Below are 26,794 nucleotides of genomic sequence, written 5' to 3'. Positions count from 1 at the left end.
GTAGTATTTAAAAATCTCCTCCTCAAACGGTAAAATGGTAAAACCTATCTGGAATTTTTTAAGGCCAATCTGATCAACTCCTCTAAAGTAACTCCTCCTCCCTTTTCTTTGATGATCAGATCGATATTTTTCTCCGCCTGCGCTTTAGGAAATCCTAAAACCAGCAAAGCTGATAACGCTTCATTTCGCAAACTATTGCTTCGTACACCCGTGCCGGATGGAGATTTTTCAAAGACGTCCTCCTTCTTGAGTTTATCTTTCAGTTCCAGGATTATACGTTGTGCAGTTTTGGCCCCAACCCCCTTCACTCTCTGGATCAAATTCACATCCTCACTCACAATCGCCTCGTGAATTTCGGACGGCGTAAGGGAGGACAGAATCATTAAAGCTGTGCCGGGCCCCACTCCGTTAATTGAGATCAGGTCAAGAAATCGTTGTTTTTCCTGCATTTCAGCGAACCCGAAGAGAATGTGTGCATCTTCCTTCACCTGGAGGTGGGTTTGCAAAATACCGCTCTCCAGGTTCTTGATGTGGCTGAAGGTGTTCAATGAGATTCTTACTTCATAGCCAATGCCGTTCACCTCCACCACCGTGTGGTTTGGCTCCTTTTCAATGTACTTGCCTTTAAGGTATGTAATCATCCTATTGTTGGGCTTTTGCGCTTTGCGACTGTGCATCTATGACCGCAATAGCCACCATATTAAATATCTCCCTGATAGAGCTGCCCACCTGCAATACATGAACGGCTTTGTTCATACCTACCAGAATCGGTCCTATTGCCTCTGCTCCACCCAACTCCATCAACAGTTTATAGGCAATATTACCTGATGCCAGGTCGGGGAAAATAAGTGTGTTTGCCGAGTGCCCATTCAATGAAGAGAAAGGATACACCTCGCTGAGTAGCTCTGCATTCAACGCCACATTGGCCTGAAGCTCCCCATCGATGATAAGGTCCGGGTATTTTTTCTTCGCCAACTCAACTGCCTTCCTGGTTTTTTCAGGCACACCACCTCTCGACGATCCAAAATTAGAATATGAAAGAACGGCCACTTTGGGCTCGTAGTCAAAATACTTCACGGCCCTCGCTGCCAGACCAACAATTTCAACCAGCTCCTCAGCGGTAGGGTTAAGATTCACCGTGGTGTCAGCAAAGAAGTAGGTGCCTTTGGCGTTGCTGATTATGTACATGCCAGCCACCCGGTTAATCCCTTCCTCCACACCAAGGATGTGAAGTGCCGGAAGGATGGTCTTTGGGTAATCGTTCGTAAGGCCTGAAATGAGTGCGTCCGCAGCCCCGGTTTCAACCATCATAGCACCGTAGTAATTGCGGTCGTACATCAGCTGCCTTGCATTGACCATGGTGATACCCTTGCGCTTTCTTTTTTCAAAAAGCATGGCCGCATACTCGTGCCTTGTATCGGCTTCATGATAAGGATCAATGATTGGCGTGTCACGAAGATCTAGTTTGTTCTCGAGCACCAAAGCTTCTATTCTCGCTTTGTTACCCAACAAAATAGGGTAGCCTATTCCCTCATCAATCACCATTTGGGCGGCTTTCAATATCTTGGGATGATCGGCCTCTGCAAACACAACCCGCTTGGGCGCTCTCCTCGCCCTGGCGATCACTCTCGCCATCAAACGATTGTCAATACCTATGCGGCTTTGGAGCTCTACCTTGTAAGCTTCCCAGTCGTCAATCTTTTTTCTCGCAACGCCTGAGTCGATAGCAGCCTTTGCTACAGCTGGAGAAATCGTAGTGATGAGCCTTGGATCCAACGGCTTCGGAATCAGATAGTCACTTCCAAAGGTGATTGGCTTATTGCCATAAGCTTTGATGACCATTTCAGGCACGGCTTCTTTGGTCAGCTCCGCCAGCGCCTTCACGGCGGCCAGTTTCATTTCTTCATTAATGGCTGTTGCCCTTACATCAAGTGCTCCCCTAAAAATATAGGGAAAGCCCAACACATTGTTGACCTGGTTCGGATGGTCGGAACGGCCCGTGGCCATCACAACATCATCCCTGGTGTCCATGGCCAGTTGGTAAGGAATCTCCGGATCGGGATTAGCCAAAGCGAAAACAATAGGCTTATCGGCCATTTTCCTCAACATGTCTGGCGTAAATACATCGGCTGTGGAAAGCCCCAAAAACATGTCAGCCCCAACAATCGCTTCATCCAAGGTGTCTATTTTCTTGTCAGTAGCGTACCTGGCTTTCATTGACTCAGGGTCGATTTTGTCTTTCCTGAGCACGCCCTTACTGTCGAGCATCACTATATTTTTCTTACTAGCCCCCAGCCCAACATATAAATCTGTGCAGGCCATAGCGGCTCCACCAGCTCCGTTGACAACTATTTTTAATTCCTCAATCTTTTTACCCACCACAAGCAGCGCATTCAGCAAGGCTGCACTTGAGATAATGGCTGTGCCATGCTGATCATCGTGCATCACAGGAATTTTCATTTGTTCCCGCAGTACCCTCTCAATTTTGAAGCTTTCAGGGGCCTTTATGTCTTCCAGGTTGATGCCGCCAAAAGTCGGCTCCAGCGCCTTCACAATTTGAATAAACTTGTCAGGATCCTCTTCGTCCACTTCAATATCAAACACATCAATGCCCGCAAATTTCTTGAACAACACCCCTTTGCCCTCCATCACTGGCTTTGAAGCCTCCGGGCCAATATTGCCGAGTCCAAGCACAGCCGTTCCGTTGGAGATAACCCCTACGAGGTTGCCTTTGGCGGTGTACTTATACACATCCTCTTTGTTTTTCGCTATCTCTTTGCAGGGTTCCGCCACTCCTGGAGAGTAGGCCAAAGCCAGGTCAACCTGGCTGCTCATCATCTTTGTTGGACGTATTTCAATTTTTCCGGCAGGGCTGGAAGAATGGTATTCAAGGGCGTCTTCCTTGCGAATTTTAATTGCCATAAAAGTTAGGTGTCAGGTTAATGGGTAAAAAGCAAAGCTAATAGGGGCTGTCTACATAAACAATTAACGACCAGCAGCAGGTGCCTCTGATTGGGCAGGTTGAAAAGACTGCAATATCGCCTGAAATTCATTGATAAAGTCCCTTTTTCTATCCTTTGAAGGTGCATACACATACCCTTCGATATAATAGAGCCTATTCAGTGCCTCGTCGACGAAAGTATAGCTGATAAAAGGCCCTCCATTGGTTGAATCGCTTGTCTTCCAGAGACCCCTGGTCTCCACGGCGTAGCTCCCTTTAAAATTGATGTCTTTGGTAATAAAGGGGAGTACATCCTGATAGGTAATGTAGATATCGTCTTTCTCAATGTCACGCAAATACTTTTCAGTGATTCTAGACCTCAAGGCCGTGATATCTTTGAACACTTCCTGGTTAGTGTAAGGCTCGTAGTAAATGAAGATCGTCTTGTCCACTTCCAAATCCAGTGCCCTCAGCCAAACGAAGTTTCCTTTGTCTTGTGCCAGCTCGTAACCATAGGGTATTTTAAGTTTAAAATTATGGCGATCATAAAGCACATCCGCCAAATCCTTCTCCTGAATCTTGAAGAGATTAGCTTGCAGCCTTTTGTTTTCCACGTCTTCAAAGAACTGCCTCAAAATGTCGCCATTTTCTCTAAGCTTACTGATCAACGATTCATCGTCTTTCCCGAACAGGTAGAGTATTTCCTGGCCCCGGGCATAATTGTCTTTCCTCGTAAAATAGAAGAGGTTTGGGTCTTCATTTATTTTCGAAAGCGACTCCGCTGTGTAATAACCTTTCATGATCTTTCCCGCCCTTGTGTTATTGTTGAGAGTGGTAACAAAAATCATGTTCTTAGCGCTCTTTAGCACCCCATTTAGCGATTTTGGCGCCACCTGCTTTAGATCAAAAAGCGGTTCCGCTCTATTCAACCCCGGAATAATCAACTCAAAGGTTCGCCTCATCTCCTTTCCCAGAGGCCCGTTCCACTGGGCACTATCCATCACCAGAATGATTTCCGCAGCATCGCCACGAGCTACCTGTAGAAGAGAGTTGCCGTTATCTGATTTGTCCTTTGAGCCACAGGAAGACAGCAGCACAGAAAACATGAAACAAGCGAATATAAATTGAACTATTCGAGTCATGAGATATTCTATTAAAATTCGTAAGGGCCTTGCGGCCCTCTAAATTAACAATTATAAACTTTTCGTCGCTACCCTGGGCTACTCAATCAGTAGTTTTTGCCCAACATGTATTTTACTAGAACTCAAATTATTGAGCTGTTTAATTTTTTCAATAGACACGTTACCATACTTCTTTGAGATATCCCACAAGGTATCGCCCGATTGCACCATGTGGTACTTTGACCCGTCAGCACCGACCGATGCCGATATAACTGTCGATTGCGTAGGCACTTTGGCGATTGTAGAAGATGGCGTATACAGGTTGGGCTTCGACTGATAATTGGGCAGCACCCAAATATTGAGGGTTTGTCCTACCCTGATCATATTCCCTGAAATCCTGTTCCACTCCCTCAAGTCAGAAACTCTAACGTGGTAACGCTGTGCAATAGTGCCCAACACGTCACCAGATTGCACACGGTACCTGACATTTTCTCTTCCATAAGTGCTGCCAGGCATATTCTGCGCCAGTTTTTCCAAGTGCTCTTTTCCAACTTTACCGGCCGAATCAAGCAAGAAGTCCATGTTTTCATAGACAAAATCCATTTTATCGGATGGGACTCTCAACGGATAGTTGCTGACCGTCTCTGGAATAACTCCCCTGATCAAATGTGGATTCAGTTTAAGAATATCATCGGCGCACAAACCTGTGAGGTTGGCAAAAGTTTCAATGTGCAAATACTGATCGATCATGACAGTGTCATAAGCCATCATATATTCCTTTTCATCCGGATACAGGTTATGAAACTCATTGAAGTTCATTGTGTAGAGGATGGCGACGAACTGAGGCACATACGAACGTGTTTCTCTTGGCAGATAGCGGTACACCTCCCAAAAGGTCTTCTTATAGCCCGACCTTCTAATGGCCTTTCTTACGTTTCCTGGGCCGGAGTTGTATGCAGCAAGTGCCAAATCCCAATCTCCAAACATCCCGTACAACTGCTTCAAATACTTGCAAGCCGCCTCTGTGGCTTTCTCTGGATCCATTCGTTCGTCGATGTACCAGTCCTGGTGCAGTTTGTAAAAACGCCCCGTAGCTGGCATAAATTGCCACAAGCCACCAGCACCCACCCTGGAAATGGCGTTGGTTCGCAGTCCAGATTCTACTATAGAAAGGTATTTAAGCTCTTCTGGCAGGTCGTATTCCTTCAGGTATTTCTCAAAAATGGGGAAATATACTTCCGCCCTTTGCTGCACCGATCTGATGTAGTCACGGTTGCGAACAGTGAAATAATCGATGAACGAAAAGACTCTTTCATTCAACTGAATTGGCACTCCTGAATTTAGACCAGCAAGTCTTTCTTCCACCATTTCGTAGGTGAAGTCAGGAGAATAGTCGTAGGGAAGAATAGTTCTTGTGTCGACCACATCCAGAGACAGTGTATCTGCCTCAACTACTCCAAATTCGACATCCCCCTGTCGGGCGTGACCCGACAGACTGATAGAAAGTCCACAAACAATGGTCAATAGCTTTTTCATACAAATTTTTTTATCCCTGGTTCCTTGCATTAAGAATGTGCCGGGAAAACGCCAAAAGCTTTTCCTCTTGAAAAGCGTCAGCTATCAGTTGCAAGCCAATGGGCATTCCCTCATTGTCTTCACCATACGGAATTGAAATAGCCGGCACTCCAGCTACCGATGCCTGCACAGTGAAGAGGTCGGCGAGGTACATTTCCAATGGATTTTTGGTATGCTCACCCAATTTGAATGCAACAGTCGGGGATGTAGGTAAAATAATAAAATCGTACTCCTTAAGTATATCTCTAGTTGCTTGTTGAATCAATTTTCGTGCCTTCAACGCTTTGGTATAAAAGGCATCGTAATAACTGGCGCTTAGTACAAAGGTACCTAATAAAATTCTTCGCTGTACTTCTTTGCCAAAAGCCTCTGACCTCGATTTCTTATACATCGTCTCGAGGTTCACATGCGATTTGCTCCGATAGCCATATTTTACGCCGTCGTACCTGGAAAGGTTGGAGCTTGCTTCGGCCGTGGTAAGGATGTAATAAGTAGGTAACACATAGTCGAGATAATTGAATTCGACAGGCTCAACTGTGTGACCATCCTTCTTCAGCCAGGTGATAGCGTCCTCCACAGCACCTTTTACAGGTGCACTTATTTCCGGCGAGGCCAGTGGCTCTTTTAAATAGGCTATTTTGTATTTTTTGTTGTTGGAAAGCAGCGTGGAATAGGGCAGCACCGGTTCATGCGAGACTGTGCTGTCATAGTCATCGTGGCCAGCCATTATTTCCAGCGTAAGTGCTGTATCTTCAATGGTATGGGCAAAAGTACCGATGGTATCAAAAGAACTGGCGTACGCCAAAAGTCCGTATCTGGAAATTCTGGAATAGGTGGGCTTGTAGCCGACAATGCCACAAAACGACGCAGGCTGCCTAACCGAGCCCCCTGTATCGGTGCCAAGGGAAAGCAGGCACATGTCGGACTGCACAGAAACAGCCGAACCTCCTGAAGAACCTCCAGGCACCCGCTTTTCGCCGGCAGCATTCACAACCGGGCCATATGCGGAGTTTTCCGAGGAAGAACCCATAGCAAACTCGTCACAGTTGGTTCTGCCGATGACAATGGCATCTTCATCGAGCAACCGCTGCACAGCCGTGCCGGTAAACTGCGAAACAAACCCTTCAAGGATACGGCTACCTGCCTGGAGCCTATGCCCCTTATAACACAGCACGTCCTTGAGGCTGATAACCATACCTGCCAGGCGCCCCTGCCTTCCGGCACGGATTTTTTCATCGACGACATCTGCTTTGGCTATTGCTTCTTCAGCAAAAACTTCAAGAAAGACGTTGAGGTGACTTTTTTCGTTGATTACCTGCAAGTACTGCTCTACCAGCTGCTTGCAGGTGATGTTTCCAGATGCTATCGCCTTCTGAATCTCGGCTAGCGATCTATATGTTTTCAAGACTTAGGCTTATCTTCCTTTACTTCCTTTACTCCTTCTTGAATCTCATCTTTGATCTCCTTTGTCGCATCTTTAAATTCACGAATTCCCTTTCCAAGGCCTCTCGCAAGTTCAGGAATCTTCTTAGCTCCGAAGAAAATCAGGACGATGAACACTATAACTATCAACTCCCAGCCACCAGGCATCCCAAAGGCAAAAATTGTGTTCATAATATTATTTTTTAGTGTATTGTAATAACGTAAAGTTAAAGAGAATAATTTGGGATCAAGGGTTCATACTGGAAATATTTAAAGAACCCCATCCCTCATTTCTTGGTCATGAGCCATTTTTCGGGGTCTAGCTTCTGGTTGTTCTTCCAAACCTGAAATTGTATCTCAGAGATCCCGTCAGTATCGGTGAACACCTCCCCCACTATGTCGCCAATTTTTACTTCTTGTCCTTTTTTGACGTTTACTTTTTTCAGCCGGGCATACAAGGTATAGTAATCTCCGTGCTTGATGATCACCACACTGTTCATTCCAGGAACAAAAGCCACGGTAGCTACAGTTCCATCAAAAACCGATTTTACGATTTCGTCCTGGCCGGTTTGGATGTCAATACCCTGGTTATCAACCTCTACACCTTTAAGTACCGGGTGTGGATGTCTCCCAAATCTGGAAGAAACAAAACCAGAAGACACCGGCCAAGGTAATTTTGTCTTGCTACCCTCAAAGTTTGAGGAAATTAGCGGCGAGGTAACCGGACTTTTGGCTACCCGCTCCTTTTCCAGCTCCGCTTTGATGAGTTCCGCAATAAGGTTATCCAGTTTGTCGATAGCCTGTTTCCTCTGCGCCAACTCGTTTTTTAGCTGCTTTTCCCGGCTGCTCAAATCTTTGATAACCGAACTTTGCTTGGTCTTCAAAGACAACAAGTTTTTGTTTTCTGCAACCTGACTTGCAAGCAGCTTCTGTTGTTCGGTGCGTTTGGCTTCAAACTCGTTCTTCTGCCCATTCAAGGCCTCTGTTACCTTTTTGATCTGAACCGCTTGCGTTTTTCGAGCCTCAGCGTATTGAGAGAGATAGCTTAGCCTACGCAAAAACTGGCTGAAAGTCTGCGCTGAAAAGAGGAACGTTAGGCGGTCGAAACCATGCCTCGACTTCGAGGCGGCGTAAATCATGGAGGCATATTCTTGCTTGAGTGCCTTCAGGTCACCATCCAACGATTTCACAACCTGACTCAGTTCATCTATGTCGGTGCCCAGCAAGTCGACCTCCTCACTGATGGATTTGATCAGCATTTCCCTGGCTTCAATTTGCCTTGAAATAGCGCTCAATTGGCCTAAAGTGCTCTTTTTCTGGGTTTCTGTTTCCTGTAGAATGGAGTGAGCTTCTTCAATTCGCCGAAGGTTTTCCTGCTTCTCCTTTTCTAACTGGCTCTTCGATTTTTGGGAAAAAGAGACCTGCACTGAGAAAATCAGCGCCAGGAGCAACAGGATTGATAAGCGACTACTTCCGCTCATACTTTTGGGGAATATTAAACGGAAACTTCATTTTTTTGCCGTCTTCAACCTCAGCTTTGTTGTGCTCAATTTCTATTTGCGTATTGAAAGCCTCGGCTGTACCTGGCTTATTATACACCAGTGAAATCAACGATTGGAACGGAAAAATATGAAATTCATCAACTACTTGAAAATCAGAGTAAGTAATATTCAGCGTGTTGGTGGTTGGTAGATCCACAATTGACAGCTTCTCCAGCTTGGAGGTTTTGGTGGAAATGTAGTTATTAAACGTAACCTCTCCTTCCTTTTGCTCTACCATCGCATAGTCGGTTTCTCTTACCACCCTTTCATTTTCTTTGATATTCCTAGGTGGGTTACCCAAAAAAATTGCTTCAAGAAGTTGGTAGTCGATATTAAAATTATATTTCTCGCTCAGCGAAGCATAAGTATAAACAAAATAAACTTTGTTAAGCCGATCGACGACCACAAGTGAATCTTTGGTGATAATGCCCCGGGCAGCTTCTATCCCCAGTGCCGGAGTAAGTGAAAACCAAATAATGCTGTCCTTTCTTATCCTGATATTAGCGCTGGCGTTAATTTTATTGTCACCCTCCGTGTAGTTGATCTTAGTTTTCGTGGAGAAGTAGTCAAAGTTTATTTCTTGAACATCCAGCTTGTTCCTCTCCAAAAAATCGAAGTAGGCCAGCTTTTTATTGCAGGAAACGAAAAGGATCAGGGCAATTAAACCTGCTTGGGGCAGCAGTCTATTCTTCATATAGTTTCCTGTCGGCAATTTTCTTATCAATTAGTTTCGTCGTGTCCTTCATTGATTTTGCTTTTTTCCATTGCTCCACTGCGTCATCAATCTTACCCAATCGAAAAAGTACATCACCATAGTGTTCAACGATTGTACCACTAACATTTTCAGCGTCAGCCAAGGCCTTTTCAAGGTAAAATTTCGATTCCTTGTAGTCACCTCTCACATACAGTACCCAGGCATGAGTGTCAAGATAAGTCCCATTGTCGGGATTCTTCTCTACCAAACGCTTCGACAGCTCAAGAGCCCTGTCCAATTTTTCCTTTCTCAAAGAGAGATAGTAGCTGTAGTTATTGAGGACATAGTCGTTGTCAGAATTGATTTTCAATGCTTCTTCATAGGCTGCGTCAGACTTGGGATAGTCTTCCAAACCATTGTAAGCATCACCAAGCTGCCCGATGATAAAGCCTGAAAGGTCAGGATCGGATGTTGCCAACTTTTTTCCTGCTTCAAGGTTATTAGCAGCCTTTCTATAATCCTTTTTTACAAGATAAGCTGTGCCCCCAAAATAATAAAGTAGTGCCTGATTGGGGAAAATTTCGATAGCCTGCTCAGCATGCTGGGCGGCACCCTGATAGTCCTCCAGCTCCATTTCAATGGAAATCACATTTTGCCAAAGGTTGTAATTGGTATTGTCGAGTTCGAGTGCTCTCAGGTAAAAACCTCTGGCTATCTCCTTATTGCCCAGCCTGAACTCCAGGTCACCGGAAATGGCCTGAGCATCCACATTGTCGGGGTGAGCCTCAATCAAATCTACAGCGAGCTCCTTAGCGGCAGTTTCAAGTTCGGGGTTGGGAAGCTGAGCGATGTAACCGGCCAGTAGCTGCACCTTTGCATTTACATTAAGCGACGGATTAGAAAAAGCATTGTGAAGCGACTCCATGGCCTTCTCAGTTTGCCCGTTCTTTCTATAAATTTCAGATAACCGAACACTGGCCTGCGCATTGGACGGGTTGTCTCTCAGCACTGCTTCCAGGTAGGGAATTGCCTCTTTCTCCTTTTGATTTGAAATAAGCACCTCAGCGAGTGTGAGCTTGTAGTCCGACTCGTCGGGGTAGGTATCAATCAGCTTTTGACCTTCTGCGATGGCCAAATCTATCTTTCCCTGTTGAATAAAAATTTGCTGCTTTTGATAAGTGATCTCTTCTAATACGCCGAAGAAATCTTCCGCCCTGTTATACACATCGAGGGCCTTATCAAGCTTGTCCTGATAGATATACAACGCCGCCAAATCGAAAAGATACGACTCGTTGTTTGGTAGCGTGCTTATCATTCTTTCGTAGAGGCTGGCTGCCTCCTGAAAGTTGGACATGTTGGTGTAAATCTCGGCAGTTAGCAGGAAGTAGTATTTGTTATCACTGTCGAGCTTTATCGCTTCATTGGCATGGGTAAGTGCTTTTTCGAAGTCACCAGACTCAGCCAGAATTTGCGCCATCTTGTAGTGAACACCCGAGCTTTTCGGGTCAATGTCGTTGGAGAGACTGAACAGCTCATACGCTTTGGCATAGTCCTCCAGCATAAAAAACTTCTCCCCCTCTACGAAGTAATACTCAGCCTGAAACCTGTCGTTTTCAGATATTTCGTTGGGCACTCCATCTCTGGACTTTTTCTTTTTTCCCTGGGCCTGCAAATCAAAGGAAAGCGCTGCCAAAAGAAGCGCAAAGGCTCCTGTGGCTATAACTCTTTTAACGATGTGATCTGCATTTACCATATTCTTTCTTTCAAAACGGACGCCGGGAATTTGTAATACGTCTAAACTTGACCTTTGGGTATCTCGATCTTTATATTTTTCGCAGGCATCTATTAGTTTTTACCCGTACTTCCGTATCCGCCCTGGCCCCTTTTTGTCTCAGTTAAGGCTTCGCCTTCTACCCACTCTATTTTTTCGTGCTTTGCTATAACCATTTGAGCCACACGGTCGCCATGCTCAATCGTGACTTCCTGGTTGGACAAATTTACCAAAAGCACCTTTAACTCCCCCCTGTAATCTGCATCGATGGTGCCAGGCGAGTTGAGAACGGTAATTCCCTGCTTAAATGCCATGCCACTTCGGGGACGAATTTGCGCCTCAAACCCAGGTGGCAACTCTATATAAAGGCCAGTGGCCACCAATTTTCGTTCCAAAGGAGCAAGGCTGATGCCCTCTTCTAAAACAGCCCTCAAGTCAAGCCCTGCCGATAACTTGGTCTGATATTCAGGAAGTGAAAACGGCGATTTGTTAACTATTTTTACCTTCATAAGTAAAACAAGGCTGCAAAATTAAGAAATAAAACGCTTAGGTCGAGGCAAATCCGCTCTTTCCTTGACCAGCACAATAACAATAAAGCACACAACGGCCAGATTGTTCACAAGCAGTTCCAGCAAAAATGAGCTGAAGTGCAGTTGGCTTGCACCGAAAACAAGTGTTGAAGAAAGAATTAGATAGAAAATAGCATTGGGCACCTTGTAAGGAACCGGGTAATGCTTCTCCCCCAGGTAATAACTAACGACCGCCATTACTAGAAAAGTGAGGGCGGTTACCAATGCACTGCCCAAATACCCAATGAGAGGGATTAGTAACACATTACCTACTACAGTAATTAATGCACCAAGCAACGCTATGTATGCGCCGTAGTATGTCTGATCTGTGAGTTTATACCACACCGAAAGGTTGTAATAAATGCCTAGAAACAAATAGCCCATGAGCAAAAAGGGCACAATAAATAGCGCTTCACGGTATTCCGACTGGCGAAGAAGAAGCCCCAGCCAATTTAAATTGACAGAAATACCCAAAAACACCAGTGCCCCGAAAATAACAAACCACTTCATCACTTTACTGAACAGCTCGGGAGAGTTTTTATCGGCGGCACTTGAAAAGAAGAAGGGCTCAGCGGCGTACCGAAAGGCCTGGATACCCAGGTTCATAAACACACTCAGCTTAAAGCAGGCACCATACACGCCTGTTGCGTAGTCAGGGCCGACATGGCCGTAGAAACCCTCCGGTAAAAGGTACTTGATCATCAGCCGGCCGAAGGTTTCATTGACTGTGCCCGCCAAGCCCATTACTCCCACCGGCAGGCTGTAAACCAGTATCTGTTTGATCAATTTACCATTCCAGTTGAACCTGGCAGCCATAAGCTCCTTCGCCAATAGGGGCACCAGCAAGAAAGTGCCCAGGAAGTTGGCGATAAAAATGTACTCAATGCCAAGAGAGGGGTCGTACCATGGTGCTATCAGCGGTTTCAAGAAAACGAGGTACTCACCAGAAATGACCGCTGGAGCGATCACGAGCAAAAAGATGTTTAGCAGGATCGTGACCAGAATGACGAGAATCTTAATACTGGCGAATTTGATTGGCCGGTTCTCCAGCCGAAGCTTGGCAAAGGGAATCGACATAACAGCCTCTACTGCCAGTATCGCCGCAAACCATCTTATCCATGACGAATGATCCGGGTATTCAATAAATGAAGCTAATGGCTGAGCAAAGGCCCAAAGCACAATTGTGAAAACCAAGGTAGTCAGCACTATCATGGTCATTACCTGACCATATGTATGCTGTCCTTTAGCAATGTCTTTGGTGGAAAACCTAAAGAAGGTTGTTTCCAGGCCATATGTATAAATAATGAGCAGGAATGCCGAATAACCGTAGAGTATGGTCATTTGGCCATACTCGCCTGGCTCAAAAATACCTGTGTAAAATGGCGTCAGCAGCCAGTTAAGCAGGCGGCCCACAATGCTACTGACTCCGTATATCGCAGTTTGGCCTGCAAGTTTTTTTAGTTGGCCCATATAAAGCCCGAAGTTACCTTATTCGCCCTTAAAAACAGGCTTGCGCTTTTCAAGAAAGGCAGTTGTTCCTTCAACGAAGTCTTCTGTGCCGCAGCACCTGGCAAAAGAATTCGCCTCTGTCTGATATCCATCTTCGTCGGCATTATAAACTGCGTTGACGCAGTCTATCACCATTCCAACCGCCAGAGGCGCCTTTTCAAGGATTTTTGCCATCAGGCTGTTGGTCTTTTCCATCAGCTTGTCGGCAGGAACGACATAATTTACAAGGCCCAAAGTAAGCGCATCTGCCGCAGAGATCATTTCACCAGTTAGCATCAGCTCCGCTGCCTTTGCTTTACCTATTAGGTGAGTCAGCCGTTGAGTGCCACCGTAGCCCGGTATGATGCCAAGATTAATCTCTGGCTGCCCAAACCTGGCATTCTCTGATGCTATCCGTATATGACACGCCATGGCCAGCTCACAACCTCCCCCCAGAGCAAAGCCATTCACCGCTGCGATAACGGGGGCATGGCAGTTTTGGATAAGGTTAAAAATTTCCTGCCCACTCTCAGCGAACTTTCGCCCGTTGAGTTCGTTGATTTCCGAAAACTCCTTGATGTCGGCACCTGCTACAAATGCCTTCTCTCCAGCCCCTGTAACAATAACCCCTCTTACATCCTTGGCATCGTTTATTTCCTGAAACGCCTTCCTCAACTCCTCCATAGTTTGTTGATTAAGGGCATTCAATTTGTCGGGCCTGTTAATCGTAATGGTCTTTACTGATCCATTCTGCTCAACTAGTATGTTCTTATAACTACTCATAGGATTCCATTTTAAGCTTCAAATTCCGAAGCGTTTCCGGCTGTATTGGACATCAAATAATTTACTTTTTTGCCAAAGTTCAAAATCCGCCCCCTGTTCGACACTTATCCAGGCGTATGGCAGACGGTAAAAACACCGTGTACCAAAGACAGTATCCGTTTAACCAAAAAGCTTATTTTTGTTCATTTTTCATGGAAATATTACATCAATCTGAAAGCGCCTAAATCCGATGAGATACCTCCTTACGTATGTTAAATCGAGTGTCGAAAAACAAGGCTTTCTACCAACCCCTCAAAAAAGTCGACAAATAGGTGTTTTACCGCACATAAGAAATTTTGCGGTTCAAAAGCAATGATTGACCTTTGTATTGTTCGAAAGGACGCAATTTTAATAGCTATGAAAAATACATTAAAAATCGTTTTGTCTCTGATCATCATCACCACAAGTGGTTCATTGGCTACCGCTCAAAAGGTGACGAGAGCGCAAACAAAAACTAGCGGCTTCTACCTTTGGACAACCAATGCAAACTGGACAGATAATGCGGCAGTTCCCGTAACGGATATTGGCGACACATATAACGCAAGTGGAGATGTACAAATCAGAATTGAGAAATACATCACAAGAAACGGAGCCCTCTCTTTCCGTAACATCGGAAACAACAGCAAGGAAATAGTTATCAAGGATACTTTGGTTGTTTACGGCAATATGAGTTTTGCAACCAACAGCTACAGCTTAAGAATGATGACAGGTAGCGTGCTGGTTGTTTTTGGCGATTTTTCAGCCGCCAACAAAGTAACCGTTGATAACGGTGGCTTGATTATCATCGACGGCAACATGTCTTTAACAGGCGGTAACCAAGAATATACTGATAATAATGGAGGCGTTGGTAATCTGGTAGTAACGGGAACAATCAGCGGAAATGGAGACACTGCGGCAGCTTCAGCAGATAATTCTTCGCTAAGCTCCAAGCCTCAGTCAATTCAAGATTTCGTTAACAACAACGGGGCCACTCCCCTACCCATCGTACTTAGCTATTTCAAAGGTGTAAACTTGAAAAATGCCGTAAAACTATCTTGGGAAACTGTGTCAGAAGAAAATTTTGACCACTTCGAAATACAAAGATCATTTGACGGAAAAGACTTTGACGTGATTGCTACTGAAAAAGGAAACGGGTTTACCTCTGAAAAACACCAATATTCATTTACTGATACAAATCCTGAAATGGGCATCAACTACTACCGCTTGAATGCCATTGATTTTGACGGTTCTTCAGAAATATTTGAAACAATCGCAGTAGAGGTTGCTCCTGACTTCAGCACAGTAGCCATGTACCCAAACCCTAACAACGGAACCGAATTGCAACTTAACATCCCCGAAGAGCTTCTTTACACGGCTTATGACGTGACAATGACCGTATCAGATCTGCAGGGCAGGGTAGTAACAACAAGTGAAATCACTTCCGCCCATGTATCTACCACCTTCGACCAAACCTTGGCAACAGGAATTTATTTGGTAACCATCCAGGCCGGAAAGTATTCTTCTACCTACAGGCTAATGGTTAATCAAGGATAAGATTAGCCAAAATTTCAGTCGTCATCCTCTTCAGATCATATTTCGGCTCCCATCCCCAGTCGGCCCTAGCATGACTATCATCGATGCTGTTGGGCCACGAGTCAGCAATTTTCTGCCTGAAATCCGGTTCGTACGAAATGCTGAATCCAGGCACTTCTGATTTTATAGCTTCGTAGATGTCTTTTGGAGCGAAGCTCATGGCGTGCAGGTTGTAGCTGGATCTGATTTTGATCTTTGAAGACTCCTCCTCCATTAGCTGAATGGTGCCATCCACAGCATCCGTCATGTACATCATTGGCAGCAGGGTGTCCTCCCGCAAAAAGCAGTTGAAGTCTTTTCCTTCTTTTGCTTTGTAGTAAATGTCAACTGCATAGTCGGTAGTGCCACCTCCCGGCTTGGCCTTGTAGCCAATAAGACCAGGATAACGGATACTTCTAACGTCGACCCCGTATTTTAAAAAGTAGTACTCGCACCACCTTTCGCCCGCCAGCTTGCTGATACCATAAACCGTGTTGGGGTTCATGATGGTGTTCTGGGGTGTATGGTTGATGGGAGAATTGGGGCCAAAAACGGCAATTGAGCTTGGCCAATATATCCGCTCCAGCTTTCGTTCTTTCGCTATTTCCAACACCGTGAGCAGGCTGGTCATATTGAGGTTCCAGGCAAACATGGGATCGGCTTCACCTTTTGCTGACAACACTGCCGCCAGGTGATAAATCTGGTCAACCCTGTATTTCGCTATCAGTTCCGCAAGCCTTTTGCCGTCCATGGCATCCAGGCGTTCAAAAGGCCCCGATAGCAGGCTTTCCTTTGGTGCCGAAACGTCTGTTGCAATTACCTTGTCGTTTCCATGACGGGCTCTCAGCGATTCGGTCAGCTCCGTGCCCAGCTGGCCGCAGGCACCTATAATAAGGATCGTACTCATTCGTAAATATTGAGGCGTTAATGTTGTGTCGGCAAAATTAGTAATAATGAGTACAAGCAAAAGTGCTTTCAACAAACACATGCTGGCTATTTTGAAATCTCCATCCGTTTCCGCAAAAGTTTTCCCCAGCGGGTGAAACAACTTATATTTGCCCAAAGGACAAGCCATGACTTTCAAAGAGTACCTGACGTCAAAAAAAATAGATGCTAAAGGATTCGCCCTTGGCGAACAGGAGCGTTTCATGGAACTCAAGAATGTTTTTGATCAGGTTCACCCCGATAGCTTTACTGCACAAAAAATATTCCTGATCAATGGAATAAGAAGAAAATACCCCATTGTGGAAACGGCTGAGGAAGCAAAGAAAGAAGTGCCCAAGGCAAAAATGATGAGACCCAAACTTAGCATTACCCCAAAAAATAAGGAATAAGAAACTATGTACGATTCATTGAAAGAAAAACTGACCGCCGAACTTGAAGAGATCAAAAAGGCTGGTCTTTACAAAACAGAAAGAATCATCACCACTCCTCAGGGAGCCGACATCAAAACGCAAGACGGCCGGGAGGTGATCAACTTTTGCGCTAACAACTACCTGGGGCTATCAGCACACCCAAAAGTACTGGAAGCGGCCAAAAAAAGCATTGACTCGCATGGCTTTGGCATGTCTTCAGTCAGATTTATCTGCGGCACACAAGACATCCACAAAACGCTGGAGAAAAAAATATCGGAATTCCTGGGCACTGAAGACACGATCCTATATGCCGCAGCTTTCGATGCCAATGGTGGCGTTTTCGAGCCCCTGTTTGGGCCGGAAGATGCCATTATATCTGACGAGTTGAACCATGCCTCTATTATTGACGGCGTAAGGCTGTGCAAAGCACAAAGGTTTCGCTATAAGAACAGTGACATGGCCGATCTTGAAGAGCAATTGAAAGCCGCTGCTGGCTGTAAAAACAAAATCATCGTGACTGATGGTGTTTTCTCAATGGACGGCACTATTGCCAAATTGGATGAAATATGTGACCTGGCCGATAAATATGGAGCAACTACCATGATCGACGAATGCCACTCAACCGGCTTCATGGGAAAAACAGGGCGTGGCACACATGAATTCAGAGGCGTAATGGGCCGCATTGAAATTATCACCGGCACTTTGGGAAAAGCACTTGGCGGAGCATCAGGCGGCTTCACCAGTGGAAAAAAAGAGATAATCGAGCTTTTGAGGCAACGCTCCAGGCCCTACCTTTTCTCTAACACGTTGGCACCAAGCATCACTGGTGCCTCCATTGCTGTTATCGACTTGCTTTCTGAAACCACCCAGCTAAGAGACAAGCTGGAGGCCAACACCAAATACTTCCGTGAGAAAATGACCACTGTCGGTTTTGACATCAAGCCTGGCGAGCACCCCATTGTGCCCATTATGCTTTATGACGCTGTGCTTTCACAACAATTTGCACAAAAGCTGCTCGAAAAGGGCGTTTATGTTATTGGTTTCTATTTTCCCGTGGTGCCCAAAGGGAAGGCAAGAATTCGGGTGCAAATTTCGGCGATACACGATAAACATCACCTCGATAAAGCTATTGCTGCCTTCACTGAAGTTGGAAAAGAATTGGGTGTTTTGAAGTAGAGCCCTTTTTCGTAAATCTTATAAGTAAGAAAGCTGATCGTTGGAAAGACCGGCTTTCTTAATTTTACCCTGCGTCACCTATTTTTTCTTTATGGCCTTGGTCCAGACCGGAATCTGGGTGTGGTTAATCACATTTTTGGAGATCATTCCTCCAAGTAGCACCCCAAGTCCTTTTCTGGGGTGGGTTGCCATGGCAATCAAATCAGCATTGTTTTGACCGGCAAATAGCAGAATACCTTCCGCTTCATCCGGATCATGAAAAGTGTTAACTGTGTAATTCTCAAGTTTATAATAATCCGCAAACTTCTGAATTCGCTCCTTCACTTCCTGGTCGTTGACCCAAACAGGCTCAAACACCTTTAATATATGAAGTTTTGCTCCGTACAGCTTCTGCAACGCTTTCAGGTCATTCATGATGATGCCCTGCTCTTCCCGCAAATCTGACGCATAAACAATGTTCTTGATATTTACCAAGTCCCGTCTGGCCTTCACGGTTATCACGGGCACGCTCGAAAACCGGCTCAATTTCTCCGCATTTGAACCGACAAAAACCTCGTCGAGGCCGGAGGCACCTGAGGAACCCATTACTACCAAATCAGGATTCAGGCGCTCGATCACCTCAAATATCTTGTCAAAAGTCTTCCCAATTTTAACCTCGAAGCTCATAGAAACCCCGGCATGGGCAGGGTCGGCCACCAGTGCCTTCATACGTTCTTCGGTTTTTCTTATCAGCTGAACAATATAGATGTTCTCCTCAGGGGAGTACCCCGCAATACCCATTGTGTTAAAACTATAGTCATGCGGATCTTCTATCACATTGACCAAGACTATCTCAGCACCTTTTTTTTGTGCCAAGGGATAGGCCGACTCTAAGGCAAAGGTTGCTTCTTTAGAAAAATCAGTTGGGACGAGTATCTTTTTCATGATAGTGTCAATTATTGCAAAGCATAAAGCTAAATAACGTAATATTTCGCATTTATGACATTCACCCGGCTGACCTTCTGAACTTTATCATTTAATCGGGGTTGAAAATATCTTAAGATAGTTATTTTTGGCAAATGAAGAATTATGTAAAAAGCTATTACCTGGAATCTTTTGTTTGCTTTTTAATTGCCAATCTACTGTCTATTGCCGCCTATGCTCAAGAAGCGCACTACCCTATTGTAAAAGGTCACGGCGGAATCTTTGACATTCAGGAAGCAACAGAGTTTCCCGACCCCACTCTGCAATACAAAATTGTTGTGGATATCAAAGAGGGAGCCGGAGGCCATAAATCGATCAACGCATCGTTAAACAATCTGGCCAGAATTGCCAACCTGCATGGCATGGGGGGAGTGCCGAAAGAGAACATTGATATAGTAGCCGTGATCCACGGGGAAGCAACCATCTCCATTCTGTCCGATATTTCACACGAAAACAGATACGGAACGCCCAATCCGAACACCGATCTTATCCGATCTCTTTTAGAAGGAGGAATAAAGCTATACGTATGCGGGCAGTCGCTGAAGGCAAGAAAAATTGATACCAGAGAGCTAACCCCCGGCATTGCCATCAGCCTGTCGGCGGTTACTTTGGTGACAACTTATCAGCTAAAAGGCTACGCCGTGCTTAGTTATTAGCCTATGCTGAAGCTCTTTTTAACCACCACGCTGATTCTCGCACTGGTAACAATTTTGGGATCATGTGGCTCTGAGAATTCCAGCAAGAAATCAGCGAGTCAACCAGCCGCCACTAAGCCAACCCCACTCACTTCTATCTCTACTTCGCAGGGGCCATTAACACCCCAAAGCACCCTTGAAATTTCCGTGTCAATTGAGGGTGACTCTGTTCGAGTTGACTCTATGGTCATTTTCTTTGAATCCGTCCGTCTTGCCTCTTCGCAAGCTACGAGCCTGTCTGCATCGTTGGCACCGCTTCCTTTGGGTAAACAAACACTAACGGCGAAGCTGTTTCTGAACAATGGCGGAACAGAACAGCACGCCCTGCCCCTGGTCTTGCTTGCAGAAACGCCTCCGCAAAAATTTGATTTCAGAAAGCTGGAAACATACACACACGACCCCGATGCTTATACTCAAGGTCTCCTTTATCATGGCGGCTTCCTGTATGAAAGCACAGGAACAAGGGGCGAAAGCACGCTTCGAAAAGTCGACATTTCAACAGGCAAAGTGCTACAGCAAACACCGCTGGACAGCAGGTACTTTGGCGAAGGCCTTGCTTTTTGGGACAACAGCCTGATCCAGCTGACCTGGACATCAAACATTGGTTTTGTGTACGATTTGGAATCGTTTGAACAAAAGAGAACCTTCAATTATTCTACAGAAGGCTGGGGGCTCGCATCAACCGACACGGAGCTCGTAATGAGCGATGGCACGGAGTACCTCTACTTTCTTGATCCGGCAACACTGACAGAAACAAGGAGGATTCAGGTGTACAATCACCAGGAAAAGATATTGTACCTGAATGAGCTTGAAGTAGTAGGTGACCTGATTTACGCCAATGTGTACCAGACAGATGTGATAGTGATGATCGACCCGGCTAGCGGAGCGGTGATAGGCGACGTTTCCCTCGAAGGAATCTTCAACAAGCAAGGGTACAGTAGAAGACTCGACGTGCTGAACGGAATTGCCTGGGATGAAAAAGAGAAAAGACTCTTTGTTACCGGCAAATGGTGGCCCAAATTGTATCAAATAGAACTATTTAAAATTCAATCCTAAATCAATTAAATTATGAGTCTGGACATAGCAACTGGCAGGGTAGTGGAAATGGCAAAAGAAAACGGGGGAACCATTGGTAGCTCAGTGAAATTTGTTTTTCAGGAGGGGGTTATTCTTTTGGACGATACCATAACCCCAACAAAGGTTTCAAATGACGACACGGCTGCGCTGTGTACCATTAAAATGGAACTTAAGGACTTTGTGAAGCTACTTGACGGAGACCTGGATCCGATGAGTGCATTTATGGGAGGTATGATGAAAATTGAAGGCGATATGACCATTGCTATGAAACTGACATCACTTTTTTAATAGTTGCCGAAGCGCTTGCTCGATAGCTTTCGGCCCAAAGTAAACGGGGCGTTGTATTTTGAGTAATAACCAACCCAATAGTTAGATGAGGCAGTTAGTCAAGAAAAAAGGAGAACCGATGTACGGTATTTTCACGGCAAGGGGTCGAGATGCCTCCCGGCTGGAGCAGCTAAGCGACTGCGTGTTTGCCCTGGCTATCACTATGTCTCTTTTGTCTACCCAGGCGCCCCGAAACTTCGACGAATTGACACTGTTTATTTCAGACGTAGTTCCGTTTACATTGAGTATGGTAGCGGTTATGTGGATTTGGCATGGCCATTACCAGTTCTTTATGCGTTATGGGCTAAGAGACATGAGAATCATTGTGCTGAATACCTTTATGATGCTCATTGTTCTGTTCTTTATATATCCGCTCAAATTCCTCAGCACCTGGCTGGTATCCTACTTCACCCTTCTCGCCAAGGCGTTGCTGATAAGCAATGAATACTTCAGGGAGTTGAACCAAATGGGCACGCAGATGATCCCCTGGAACGATATGCCAGAGCTGATGATCATCTATGACTGCGGCTTTCTGTCGATATATATAACGTTCGTTCTAATGTATCGGCACGCTATCAAAAACAGTGAATCACTAAACTTGAGTGAACCGGAGCTCCATGCTACCAAATCCATTGTGGCTCACTACACCGGCATAGTTGCTATCGGCCTCATTTCATTGTTCATTGCCTTACTTGGCTTCCTGATCGACTGGGAGTTCTCCGGACTTTTTGCCGGGGTTATCTACGCTTTGATTGGGCCTGTCTCCTATTTCATAGGACGTAAATTTGATAAGCCCCCTTCAGGCACCACCAGTAACTAGGCGTGGGTACCTCTCACTATGTCTATTGTCCCCGCCACATTTGACCAAAGGCTACTTGCTCAGTCCATCGATATCACCTTCCTGTTGCCGTTTCTATTCATACTCGACGGGCTATGGGAAACGGACTCTAACTGGTTTTGGGCAGTTTGCATTTTATTGTACCATGGCTATGCTGTGGGAATGGAGGCATCGGCACTCAAAGCCACTGTAGGCAAAAAAATGGCGGGATTGAGCGTACGAATGGACAACGGAAGACCTGTTAGTTTTAAGAATGCTGTTGTGAGAAATTTGTGCAAATGGGTTTCGCTGTTGCCCATTTCAGCTGGCTTTTTTATGATCTACCTACGGCGTGATGCCAGGTCATTTCACGACATCGTCTCCAAAAGCAAAGTGGTGTCGAGTTCCGAATAACCGCCCAAACAGCTAAATCAAAAAGTAAAATAATTAGTTGGATAAATTTAATAAAACAACGTAGTTTCGTTGTGGTTTAAACGACCCACCTAATATAAGGAATAAATCTATTCACCATGGCGAGATCAGGCGTTAAGCAATTTGAAGAGTTTTTTGAAAAGATCATTTTCTGGGGGCGCTGGGTGCAAGCTCCTATGTATCTGGGGCTTATCTTCGGTTCTTTCATGTACCTATATAAGTTCTTCGAAGAACTCTATCACCTCTACGACGGGGTGGTTAGCTATACAGAGGCTCAGGTGATGCTTGGCATTTTAGGTTTAGTAGACATAAGCATGGTAATGAACCTAATTGTGATGGTCATTGTCGGTGGCTACTCCATTTTTACGAGTAAAATTGACGTTGATCACCACGAAGATAAGCCTCAATGGCTTGAAGACCTTGATGCTGGCAAGTTGAAAATTAAGCTGGCTTCTTCGTTGGCATCGATTTCAGGTGTTCACCTGCTCAAAACATTTATTGATGTTAGAGGTGCGAGAGACATGGAAGGCAATGAAGGTATCATAGTCGAAATTGCCATCCACCTAACTTTCATCATTTCCGCTTTGCTTTTAGCCTACACTGAGAAAATCCAGCACTCATACCACGGTCATGGCGCCGCTGAGGGCGATGACAGCCACTAATAAGATACCATTGTAAAATATTTGTCAGGGCGCTGAATTCTTCAGCGCCCTTTCTTTTTCACAAAAAAAGCCACCTTTCGGTGGCTCTCATTTAGATTAGGTTGGTTAAATACCTATTCAATTTAAGTAAATTATTGAATATCCGAAACAACCCAACTCGTTTTCCTCTTGAGTTATTACTCAATCAGGAGGCTGTATCCTCATTCTATTAGCTGAATCTGTGCCTCTTTTACTTTTTCTTTATATGCTTCCCAGTCGGTCTGCACAAACTTACCAATGTTGGCTATCGGCGATTTCACGGCCTCTTCGGCCTGGCTCAAAATCGTCTCCTGCGTCGGGGTGGCAATCATATAGGTATCTCCAAGGTGATTGGCTGCCAGGTTGATGATCGCCTCCACCGTTGTGGGGTCTCTATAGATTCCCTGCATGTCCTCCTTGCCAAAAATAGGCTCCCTTAGTGCTTTCACCTTTGCTTTGATGTCTTTCCCGGCACTTTCAAGCACTTTAGAAGCATCGTCTTCTCTATCCGCCAGCAGCTTATCAACTCTCTCAACAGCAGCCAACGCTTCCCTGAGGTTATCCACGGCAGCAGTTAGCTGGTTCACGGAAGCCTCCCACCGCTTGATCATAGCCAGCTTTCTCTCTCTTTCCAGTGGGGTTATCGGTGTTACTCTTGGGTCGCCAAGGACTGCTACCTCTGTTGTCGCTATGTCTTCACCATGAACCACTTTCACAGTATAAGTGCCGGGCACGGCTGTAAAGCCACCACCATCGGCAGTTCCCGGCTTTGGCTTTGATGTGTCTGGTTCTCTTACCTCTTTGTACCGAAGATCCCACGAGGTTCGGTTGAATCCTTTTTTGGCATTGGCATACAACGTACGAACAACCTGCCCCTCCTGAAGTATTTCTATCCTAACACTATCTTTTTTTCCGGCCGCCTCTCTCACGTAAAAGGAAATCAGGGCTCCATAAGGTCTGTTCTCACCAGCAAAAAGCCCGTCACCAGTGGCGCTGTATCCCTTAGCCCCTCTTGTGGTGCTTGCTGCATAGGCATCGGGCACATCAAATAACGCCAACGGCTTGTCGAGCAATTGCTTTCCCTGGGCAGCCAGTGCTCTCATCGGGCGAATATCGTCGAGCACATATACTGAACGACCGTACGTGCCAATCACCAGGTCATGATCCCTCGGATGAATGACCAAATCCATTGTCGATGCCGTTGGGTAGCCATTTTCCCACTTCACCCAGTTGGCGGCGCCATCAACCGTCATATACAGCCCAAATTCAGTTCCGACGAACATAAGCCTGGGCTCAATCGGATCCTGCACAAAGGAATGAACAAACCCTCTTACTGAGTTTTCATTTACCAGGCGCTTCCAGGTCTTTCCAAAGTCTTTCGTTTGAAACACCCATGGCGTCCAATCGTTTCTCCGGTAGTTGTTAATCACTACGAAAGCTTCCCCTTCATTGTAGCTGGATGCGTGCACCTGATTAACCCAGGAGCCCGCAGGAACTCCTTTAATGTTCGTCGCAACGTTAGTCCAGGTTTTTCCCTTGTCTCTCGTCATCTGAACATTGCCGTCGTCGGTTCCCACCCATATTATGTCCTTGCTGAGGCTACTTGGCGACACCGCCAAAATCGTTGTGTGGTTTTCTGCGCCTGTTACGTCATAGGTGATGCCCCCACTTTCGAGTTGCTTTTGCTTTGCCGGATCGTTGGTGGTGAGGTCGGGCGAGATAATCTCCCAGGTCTTCCCCTTATCTGCCGAATAATGCAGAAACTGACTTCCCATATAAACGCCGTTGGCGTTGTGTGGATCCCTTGCTACACCGGCATTCCAGTTAAATCTGAGAAAGGTGCCTTCAGGATGCACAGGCTGCCTAAACTCAGAGTCGCCTGTTACCTTATCATATAGCTGAATATTTCCTTTTTGTGATTGAGCAAATCCGTAACGTGAGTTTTCCAGATCAGGAATCACATCAAAACCATCGCCTCCGCCTATGCGAGTCCACTCGGAGTTATATATGAGGTTATTATTATCGCCCCGTCCTCTGACATATACACTGCTCGGCCCCGTCCAAGATCCATTGTCCTGCAAACCACCATATATATTGAACGGAATATCGTTATCCACGCTGATGTGATAAAACTGCCCTAAAGGCAGATTCTCAGGATAATACCAGGTTACGCCTTTGTCTCTCGTTACACCCATTCCACCGTCATTTCCGATGAGCATGAAGCTTGGGTCGTCGGGGTGAATCCAAAAGGCGTGATTATCGCCATGGAGCCGACCCACATTTGTGAATGTTTTGAAAGTCTTTCCGCCATCCTCGCTTACAGTCGTGCCGCTAAAAATATTGTAGATTCTGTTCTCATTCGATGGGTCTACATAAATCTCCGCATAATAAAACGGCCTGTCCCCGATATTTTTAGTAGTCACCAACGTCCAGGTAAAACCGCCGTCTTCCGACTTGTAGAACCCGTTCTTTTTTGCCTCAACAATAGCGTAAACAACCTGCGGCTTTCCCGGTGCTATTGCCAGTCCCATTTTACCCAGTTCGCCTTCAGGTAGTCCATCCTCACTCGTAATCTTTTTCCAGGTTGTTCCTGCATCCATGGTCACATACATCCCTGAGCCCGCACCACCAGACTTAAAGAACCAGGGCCACCTGCGAAATTCCCACATATTGGCAATGAATTTATTGGGGTTGGTTGGATCCCGCACCATCTCGCCGATTCCTACTCTTTCGTTTACATACAAAATTTTACTCCAGGTCTTTCCTCCATCTATCGTCTTGTACACACCTCTGTCAGGCGTATCTTGCCAGGCTGACCCCTGCACACCGACGATTACCACGTCGGGATTGAAGGGGTCAACAAAAATCCGGTGGATGTTACGGGTGTTTTCCAATCCCATGTGTTTCCAGGTGGTACCCCCATCGTTTGACATATAAACTCCATTTCCAGAATTGTGGCTATTTCTGGGATTGCCCTCGCCTGTGCCAACCCAAATAATATTTGGATTTCGCTGGTAGATACTAATTGCACCAATGCTGGTTACCGGCTGATCATCAAAGATTGGTGCCCATTTATAGCCCCCGTTTTCTGACTTCCATAAGCCGCCAGAGGCTGACCCAACATATATAATGTCTGGGTTGGATAAGTCCACATCGAAAGACGTCACCCTCCCACTCATTCCAGAAGGGCCGATGCTTCGTGCCGATAAACCCTGGAACATTTCACTGTTAATGACCTGAGCACTGATTAACCCTGGCAAAAAGAGTAAAATCAGACTTAACTTATATAAAATTCCATACCGCATAATATTAATTGAGTTAGTTGATATGCGGCCAAGTAAATACCAATCCCCTGCCTATAAAAAAAGTATTTATACGAGTGGTGAGTCGGGCGTCCTACCGCCGCACACTGTATTTTTCTGTTCGCCAGTCACTTACAGCGGGGAGCGCTTATTGAAAATTTAAACATTCGAAGAAAGAACCTCAAAGCCAGTGCTCCGGAAATTGCGTAATCACGAAGAATATAATTTTGTGGCGTTGTTAAGAATGCCTGAATTCTACTATCCTGGCAAGGTAATGCCAACAAAATGCAGAAACATATTCTGAATCAGGTCAGAGTGAGGAAGAAGCCCTCTACAACAAGCAGGAATGGTTACTGTCTAAAAAATTGTATTTTTCATATTATATCGTTCACCAAACAGAAGATAGAAATTTGCTCTCATAGTCAACAAACCAGAGCACTCATTGTTGCCAGTTTTAATTAATTATCTGGATTAG

General features: G+C 45.5%; 24 protein-coding genes. 9 read left to right on the top strand and 15 right to left on the bottom strand.

What is annotated here, in order from left to right; genetic code table 11:
• Window positions 1–44 precede the first annotated feature (44 nt).
• The 12 genes from ruvA to RIF36_RS25195 all read right to left on the bottom strand — a co-directional run bounded on the left by ruvA (window position 45) and on the right by RIF36_RS25195 (window position 13,905).
• The gene (gene ruvA, locus RIF36_RS25250; RefSeq protein ID WP_350079053.1) at window positions 45–641 is read right to left on the bottom strand and encodes a Holliday junction branch migration protein RuvA; all 597 of its coding nucleotides are present in this window, start codon (window positions 639–641) and stop codon (window positions 45–47) included.
• 1 nt (window position 642) lies between these two features.
• Window positions 643–2,922: an NADP-dependent malic enzyme gene (locus RIF36_RS25245; protein ID WP_350095587.1), complete on the bottom strand. Its 2,280-nt coding sequence runs from the start codon at window positions 2,920–2,922 to the stop codon at window positions 643–645.
• Window positions 2,923–2,985: 63 nt separating this feature from the next.
• A complete protein-coding gene (locus tag RIF36_RS25240) occupies window positions 2,986–4,083 on the bottom strand; it encodes a DUF4837 family protein (RefSeq protein WP_350125676.1) in 1,098 nt (365 codons plus the stop codon).
• Between the two features lie 78 nt (window positions 4,084–4,161).
• Window positions 4,162–5,598, bottom strand: a complete 1,437-nt coding sequence (locus RIF36_RS25235) for a lytic transglycosylase domain-containing protein (protein WP_350125673.1) — start codon at window positions 5,596–5,598, stop codon at window positions 4,162–4,164.
• A 10-nt stretch (window positions 5,599–5,608) separates the two neighbouring features.
• Window positions 5,609–7,042 carry an Asp-tRNA(Asn)/Glu-tRNA(Gln) amidotransferase subunit GatA gene (gene gatA / locus RIF36_RS25230; protein WP_350095593.1) on the bottom strand — a complete coding sequence of 478 codons (1,434 nt, stop codon included), beginning with the start codon at window positions 7,040–7,042 and terminating at the stop codon, window positions 5,609–5,611.
• Window positions 7,039–7,251: a Sec-independent protein translocase subunit TatA/TatB gene (locus RIF36_RS25225; RefSeq protein WP_152001014.1), complete on the bottom strand. Its 213-nt coding sequence runs from the start codon at window positions 7,249–7,251 to the stop codon at window positions 7,039–7,041. The genes gatA and RIF36_RS25225 overlap by 4 nt, the downstream gene beginning before the upstream one ends.
• A gap of 95 nt (window positions 7,252–7,346) precedes the next feature.
• The gene (locus tag RIF36_RS25220; protein WP_152001015.1) at window positions 7,347–8,540 is read right to left on the bottom strand and encodes a murein hydrolase activator EnvC family protein; all 1,194 of its coding nucleotides are present in this window, start codon (window positions 8,538–8,540) and stop codon (window positions 7,347–7,349) included.
• Window positions 8,527–9,294 carry a lipoprotein insertase outer membrane protein LolB1 gene (lolB1, locus tag RIF36_RS25215; RefSeq protein WP_152001016.1) on the bottom strand — a complete coding sequence of 256 codons (768 nt, stop codon included), beginning with the start codon at window positions 9,292–9,294 and terminating at the stop codon, window positions 8,527–8,529. Before lolB1 ends, RIF36_RS25220 begins: the two co-directional genes overlap by 14 nt.
• Window positions 9,284–11,047: a tetratricopeptide repeat protein gene (locus RIF36_RS25210; RefSeq protein WP_350125670.1), complete on the bottom strand. Its 1,764-nt coding sequence runs from the start codon at window positions 11,045–11,047 to the stop codon at window positions 9,284–9,286. The genes lolB1 and RIF36_RS25210 overlap by 11 nt, the downstream gene beginning before the upstream one ends.
• A gap of 92 nt (window positions 11,048–11,139) precedes the next feature.
• The gene (gene dut / locus RIF36_RS25205; protein ID WP_350125667.1) at window positions 11,140–11,574 is read right to left on the bottom strand and encodes a dUTP diphosphatase; all 435 of its coding nucleotides are present in this window, start codon (window positions 11,572–11,574) and stop codon (window positions 11,140–11,142) included.
• A 21-nt stretch (window positions 11,575–11,595) separates the two neighbouring features.
• Complete coding sequence (locus RIF36_RS25200; RefSeq protein WP_350125664.1) at window positions 11,596–13,104, bottom strand: lipopolysaccharide biosynthesis protein; 1,509 nt, start codon at window positions 13,102–13,104, stop codon at window positions 11,596–11,598.
• Between the two features lie 18 nt (window positions 13,105–13,122).
• Window positions 13,123–13,905, bottom strand: a complete 783-nt coding sequence (locus tag RIF36_RS25195; protein WP_350079036.1) for an enoyl-CoA hydratase/isomerase family protein — start codon at window positions 13,903–13,905, stop codon at window positions 13,123–13,125.
• A gap of 396 nt (window positions 13,906–14,301) precedes the next feature.
• Between RIF36_RS25195 and RIF36_RS25190 the strand changes: the two genes are divergently transcribed.
• Window positions 14,302–15,477, top strand: coding sequence for a T9SS type A sorting domain-containing protein (locus tag RIF36_RS25190; protein ID WP_350125662.1), 1,176 nt, complete (start codon window positions 14,302–14,304; stop codon window positions 15,475–15,477).
• On the opposite strand, the gene RIF36_RS25185 is transcribed toward RIF36_RS25190, so the two are convergent.
• Window positions 15,464–16,402 (bottom strand): NAD-dependent epimerase/dehydratase family protein, encoded by a 939-nt coding sequence (locus RIF36_RS25185; RefSeq protein WP_350125659.1) that lies wholly within the window; start codon window positions 16,400–16,402, stop codon window positions 15,464–15,466. The two genes, RIF36_RS25190 and RIF36_RS25185, sit on opposite strands and share 14 nt — an antisense overlap.
• Window positions 16,403–16,568: 166 nt before the next feature.
• On the opposite strand from RIF36_RS25185, the gene RIF36_RS25180 reads away from it, so the two are divergent.
• Both RIF36_RS25180 and kbl read left to right on the top strand, forming a co-directional pair.
• Entirely contained in the window at window positions 16,569–16,829 is a 261-nt protein-coding gene (locus tag RIF36_RS25180; RefSeq protein WP_350125656.1) for a hypothetical protein, read from the top strand.
• A 6-nt stretch (window positions 16,830–16,835) separates the two neighbouring features.
• Window positions 16,836–18,026, top strand: a complete 1,191-nt coding sequence (gene kbl / locus RIF36_RS25175) for a glycine C-acetyltransferase (protein ID WP_350125653.1) — start codon at window positions 16,836–16,838, stop codon at window positions 18,024–18,026.
• Window positions 18,027–18,104: 78 nt separating this feature from the next.
• On the opposite strand, the gene RIF36_RS25170 is transcribed toward kbl, so the two are convergent.
• Complete coding sequence (locus tag RIF36_RS25170; RefSeq protein WP_350125650.1) at window positions 18,105–18,950, bottom strand: universal stress protein; 846 nt, start codon at window positions 18,948–18,950, stop codon at window positions 18,105–18,107.
• A gap of 134 nt (window positions 18,951–19,084) precedes the next feature.
• Between RIF36_RS25170 and RIF36_RS25165 the strand changes: the two genes are divergently transcribed.
• From RIF36_RS25165 to RIF36_RS25140, 6 genes are all read left to right on the top strand, one after another.
• Window positions 19,085–19,645, top strand: a complete 561-nt coding sequence (locus tag RIF36_RS25165; protein WP_350125647.1) for a DsrE family protein — start codon at window positions 19,085–19,087, stop codon at window positions 19,643–19,645.
• Between the two features lie 3 nt (window positions 19,646–19,648).
• On the top strand, window positions 19,649–20,740 hold the full coding sequence (locus RIF36_RS25160; protein ID WP_350125644.1) for a glutaminyl-peptide cyclotransferase: 1,092 nt from the start codon (window positions 19,649–19,651) through the stop codon (window positions 20,738–20,740).
• 12 nt (window positions 20,741–20,752) lie between these two features.
• Window positions 20,753–21,049 carry an SCP2 sterol-binding domain-containing protein gene (locus RIF36_RS25155; protein WP_350095621.1) on the top strand — a complete coding sequence of 99 codons (297 nt, stop codon included), beginning with the start codon at window positions 20,753–20,755 and terminating at the stop codon, window positions 21,047–21,049.
• Window positions 21,050–21,134: 85 nt separating this feature from the next.
• Window positions 21,135–21,908 carry a TMEM175 family protein gene (locus RIF36_RS25150; protein WP_350095623.1) on the top strand — a complete coding sequence of 258 codons (774 nt, stop codon included), beginning with the start codon at window positions 21,135–21,137 and terminating at the stop codon, window positions 21,906–21,908.
• Window positions 21,909–21,926: 18 nt separating this feature from the next.
• Entirely contained in the window at window positions 21,927–22,319 is a 393-nt protein-coding gene (locus tag RIF36_RS25145; protein ID WP_350079016.1) for an RDD family protein, read from the top strand.
• Between the two features lie 116 nt (window positions 22,320–22,435).
• Window positions 22,436–22,999 carry a TIGR00645 family protein gene (locus tag RIF36_RS25140; protein WP_152001031.1) on the top strand — a complete coding sequence of 188 codons (564 nt, stop codon included), beginning with the start codon at window positions 22,436–22,438 and terminating at the stop codon, window positions 22,997–22,999.
• 200 nt (window positions 23,000–23,199) lie between these two features.
• On the opposite strand, the gene RIF36_RS25135 is transcribed toward RIF36_RS25140, so the two are convergent.
• The gene (locus RIF36_RS25135; RefSeq protein ID WP_350125638.1) at window positions 23,200–26,238 is read right to left on the bottom strand and encodes a WD40/YVTN/BNR-like repeat-containing protein; all 3,039 of its coding nucleotides are present in this window, start codon (window positions 26,236–26,238) and stop codon (window positions 23,200–23,202) included.
• Between the last annotated feature and the right edge of the window lie 556 nt (window positions 26,239–26,794).

Source organism: Imperialibacter sp., from assembly GCF_040222815.1.
Classification (GTDB): Bacteria; Bacteroidota; Bacteroidia; order Cytophagales; family Cyclobacteriaceae; genus Imperialibacter.
This window is presented reverse-complemented; position numbering and strand designations above follow the sequence as displayed.

Bases quoted from the DNA above. Each gene is read 5' to 3' on its own strand.
- ruvA (WP_350079053.1), bottom strand. From the start codon at position 641: ATGATTACATACCTTAAAGGCAAGTACATTGAAAAGGAGCCAAACCAC.
- RIF36_RS25245 (WP_350095587.1), bottom strand. From the start codon at position 2,922: ATGGCAATTAAAATTCGCAAGGAAGACGCCCTTGAATACCATTCTTCC.
- RIF36_RS25240 (WP_350125676.1), bottom strand. From the start codon at position 4,083: ATGACTCGAATAGTTCAATTTATATTCGCTTGTTTCATGTTTTCTGTG.
- RIF36_RS25235 (WP_350125673.1), bottom strand. From the start codon at position 5,598: ATGAAAAAGCTATTGACCATTGTTTGTGGACTTTCTATCAGTCTGTCG.
- RIF36_RS25225 (WP_152001014.1), bottom strand. From the start codon at position 7,251: ATGAACACAATTTTTGCCTTTGGGATGCCTGGTGGCTGGGAGTTGATA.
- RIF36_RS25220 (WP_152001015.1), bottom strand. From the start codon at position 8,540: ATGAGCGGAAGTAGTCGCTTATCAATCCTGTTGCTCCTGGCGCTGATT.
- lolB1 (WP_152001016.1), bottom strand. From the start codon at position 9,294: ATGAAGAATAGACTGCTGCCCCAAGCAGGTTTAATTGCCCTGATCCTT.
- RIF36_RS25210 (WP_350125670.1), bottom strand. From the start codon at position 11,047: ATGGTAAATGCAGATCACATCGTTAAAAGAGTTATAGCCACAGGAGCC.
- dut (WP_350125667.1), bottom strand. From the start codon at position 11,574: ATGAAGGTAAAAATAGTTAACAAATCGCCGTTTTCACTTCCTGAATAT.
- RIF36_RS25200 (WP_350125664.1), bottom strand. From the start codon at position 13,104: ATGGGCCAACTAAAAAAACTTGCAGGCCAAACTGCGATATACGGAGTC.
- RIF36_RS25195 (WP_350079036.1), bottom strand. From the start codon at position 13,905: ATGAGTAGTTATAAGAACATACTAGTTGAGCAGAATGGATCAGTAAAG.
- RIF36_RS25190 (WP_350125662.1), top strand. From the start codon at position 14,302: ATGAAAAATACATTAAAAATCGTTTTGTCTCTGATCATCATCACCACA.
- RIF36_RS25185 (WP_350125659.1), bottom strand. From the start codon at position 16,402: ATGAGTACGATCCTTATTATAGGTGCCTGCGGCCAGCTGGGCACGGAG.
- RIF36_RS25180 (WP_350125656.1), top strand. From the start codon at position 16,569: ATGACTTTCAAAGAGTACCTGACGTCAAAAAAAATAGATGCTAAAGGA.
- kbl (WP_350125653.1), top strand. From the start codon at position 16,836: ATGTACGATTCATTGAAAGAAAAACTGACCGCCGAACTTGAAGAGATC.
- RIF36_RS25170 (WP_350125650.1), bottom strand. From the start codon at position 18,950: ATGAAAAAGATACTCGTCCCAACTGATTTTTCTAAAGAAGCAACCTTT.
- RIF36_RS25165 (WP_350125647.1), top strand. From the start codon at position 19,085: ATGAAGAATTATGTAAAAAGCTATTACCTGGAATCTTTTGTTTGCTTT.
- RIF36_RS25160 (WP_350125644.1), top strand. From the start codon at position 19,649: ATGCTGAAGCTCTTTTTAACCACCACGCTGATTCTCGCACTGGTAACA.
- RIF36_RS25155 (WP_350095621.1), top strand. From the start codon at position 20,753: ATGAGTCTGGACATAGCAACTGGCAGGGTAGTGGAAATGGCAAAAGAA.
- RIF36_RS25150 (WP_350095623.1), top strand. From the start codon at position 21,135: ATGAGGCAGTTAGTCAAGAAAAAAGGAGAACCGATGTACGGTATTTTC.
- RIF36_RS25145 (WP_350079016.1), top strand. From the start codon at position 21,927: ATGTCTATTGTCCCCGCCACATTTGACCAAAGGCTACTTGCTCAGTCC.
- RIF36_RS25140 (WP_152001031.1), top strand. From the start codon at position 22,436: ATGGCGAGATCAGGCGTTAAGCAATTTGAAGAGTTTTTTGAAAAGATC.
- RIF36_RS25135 (WP_350125638.1), bottom strand. From the start codon at position 26,238: ATGTTCCAGGGTTTATCGGCACGAAGCATCGGCCCTTCTGGAATGAGT.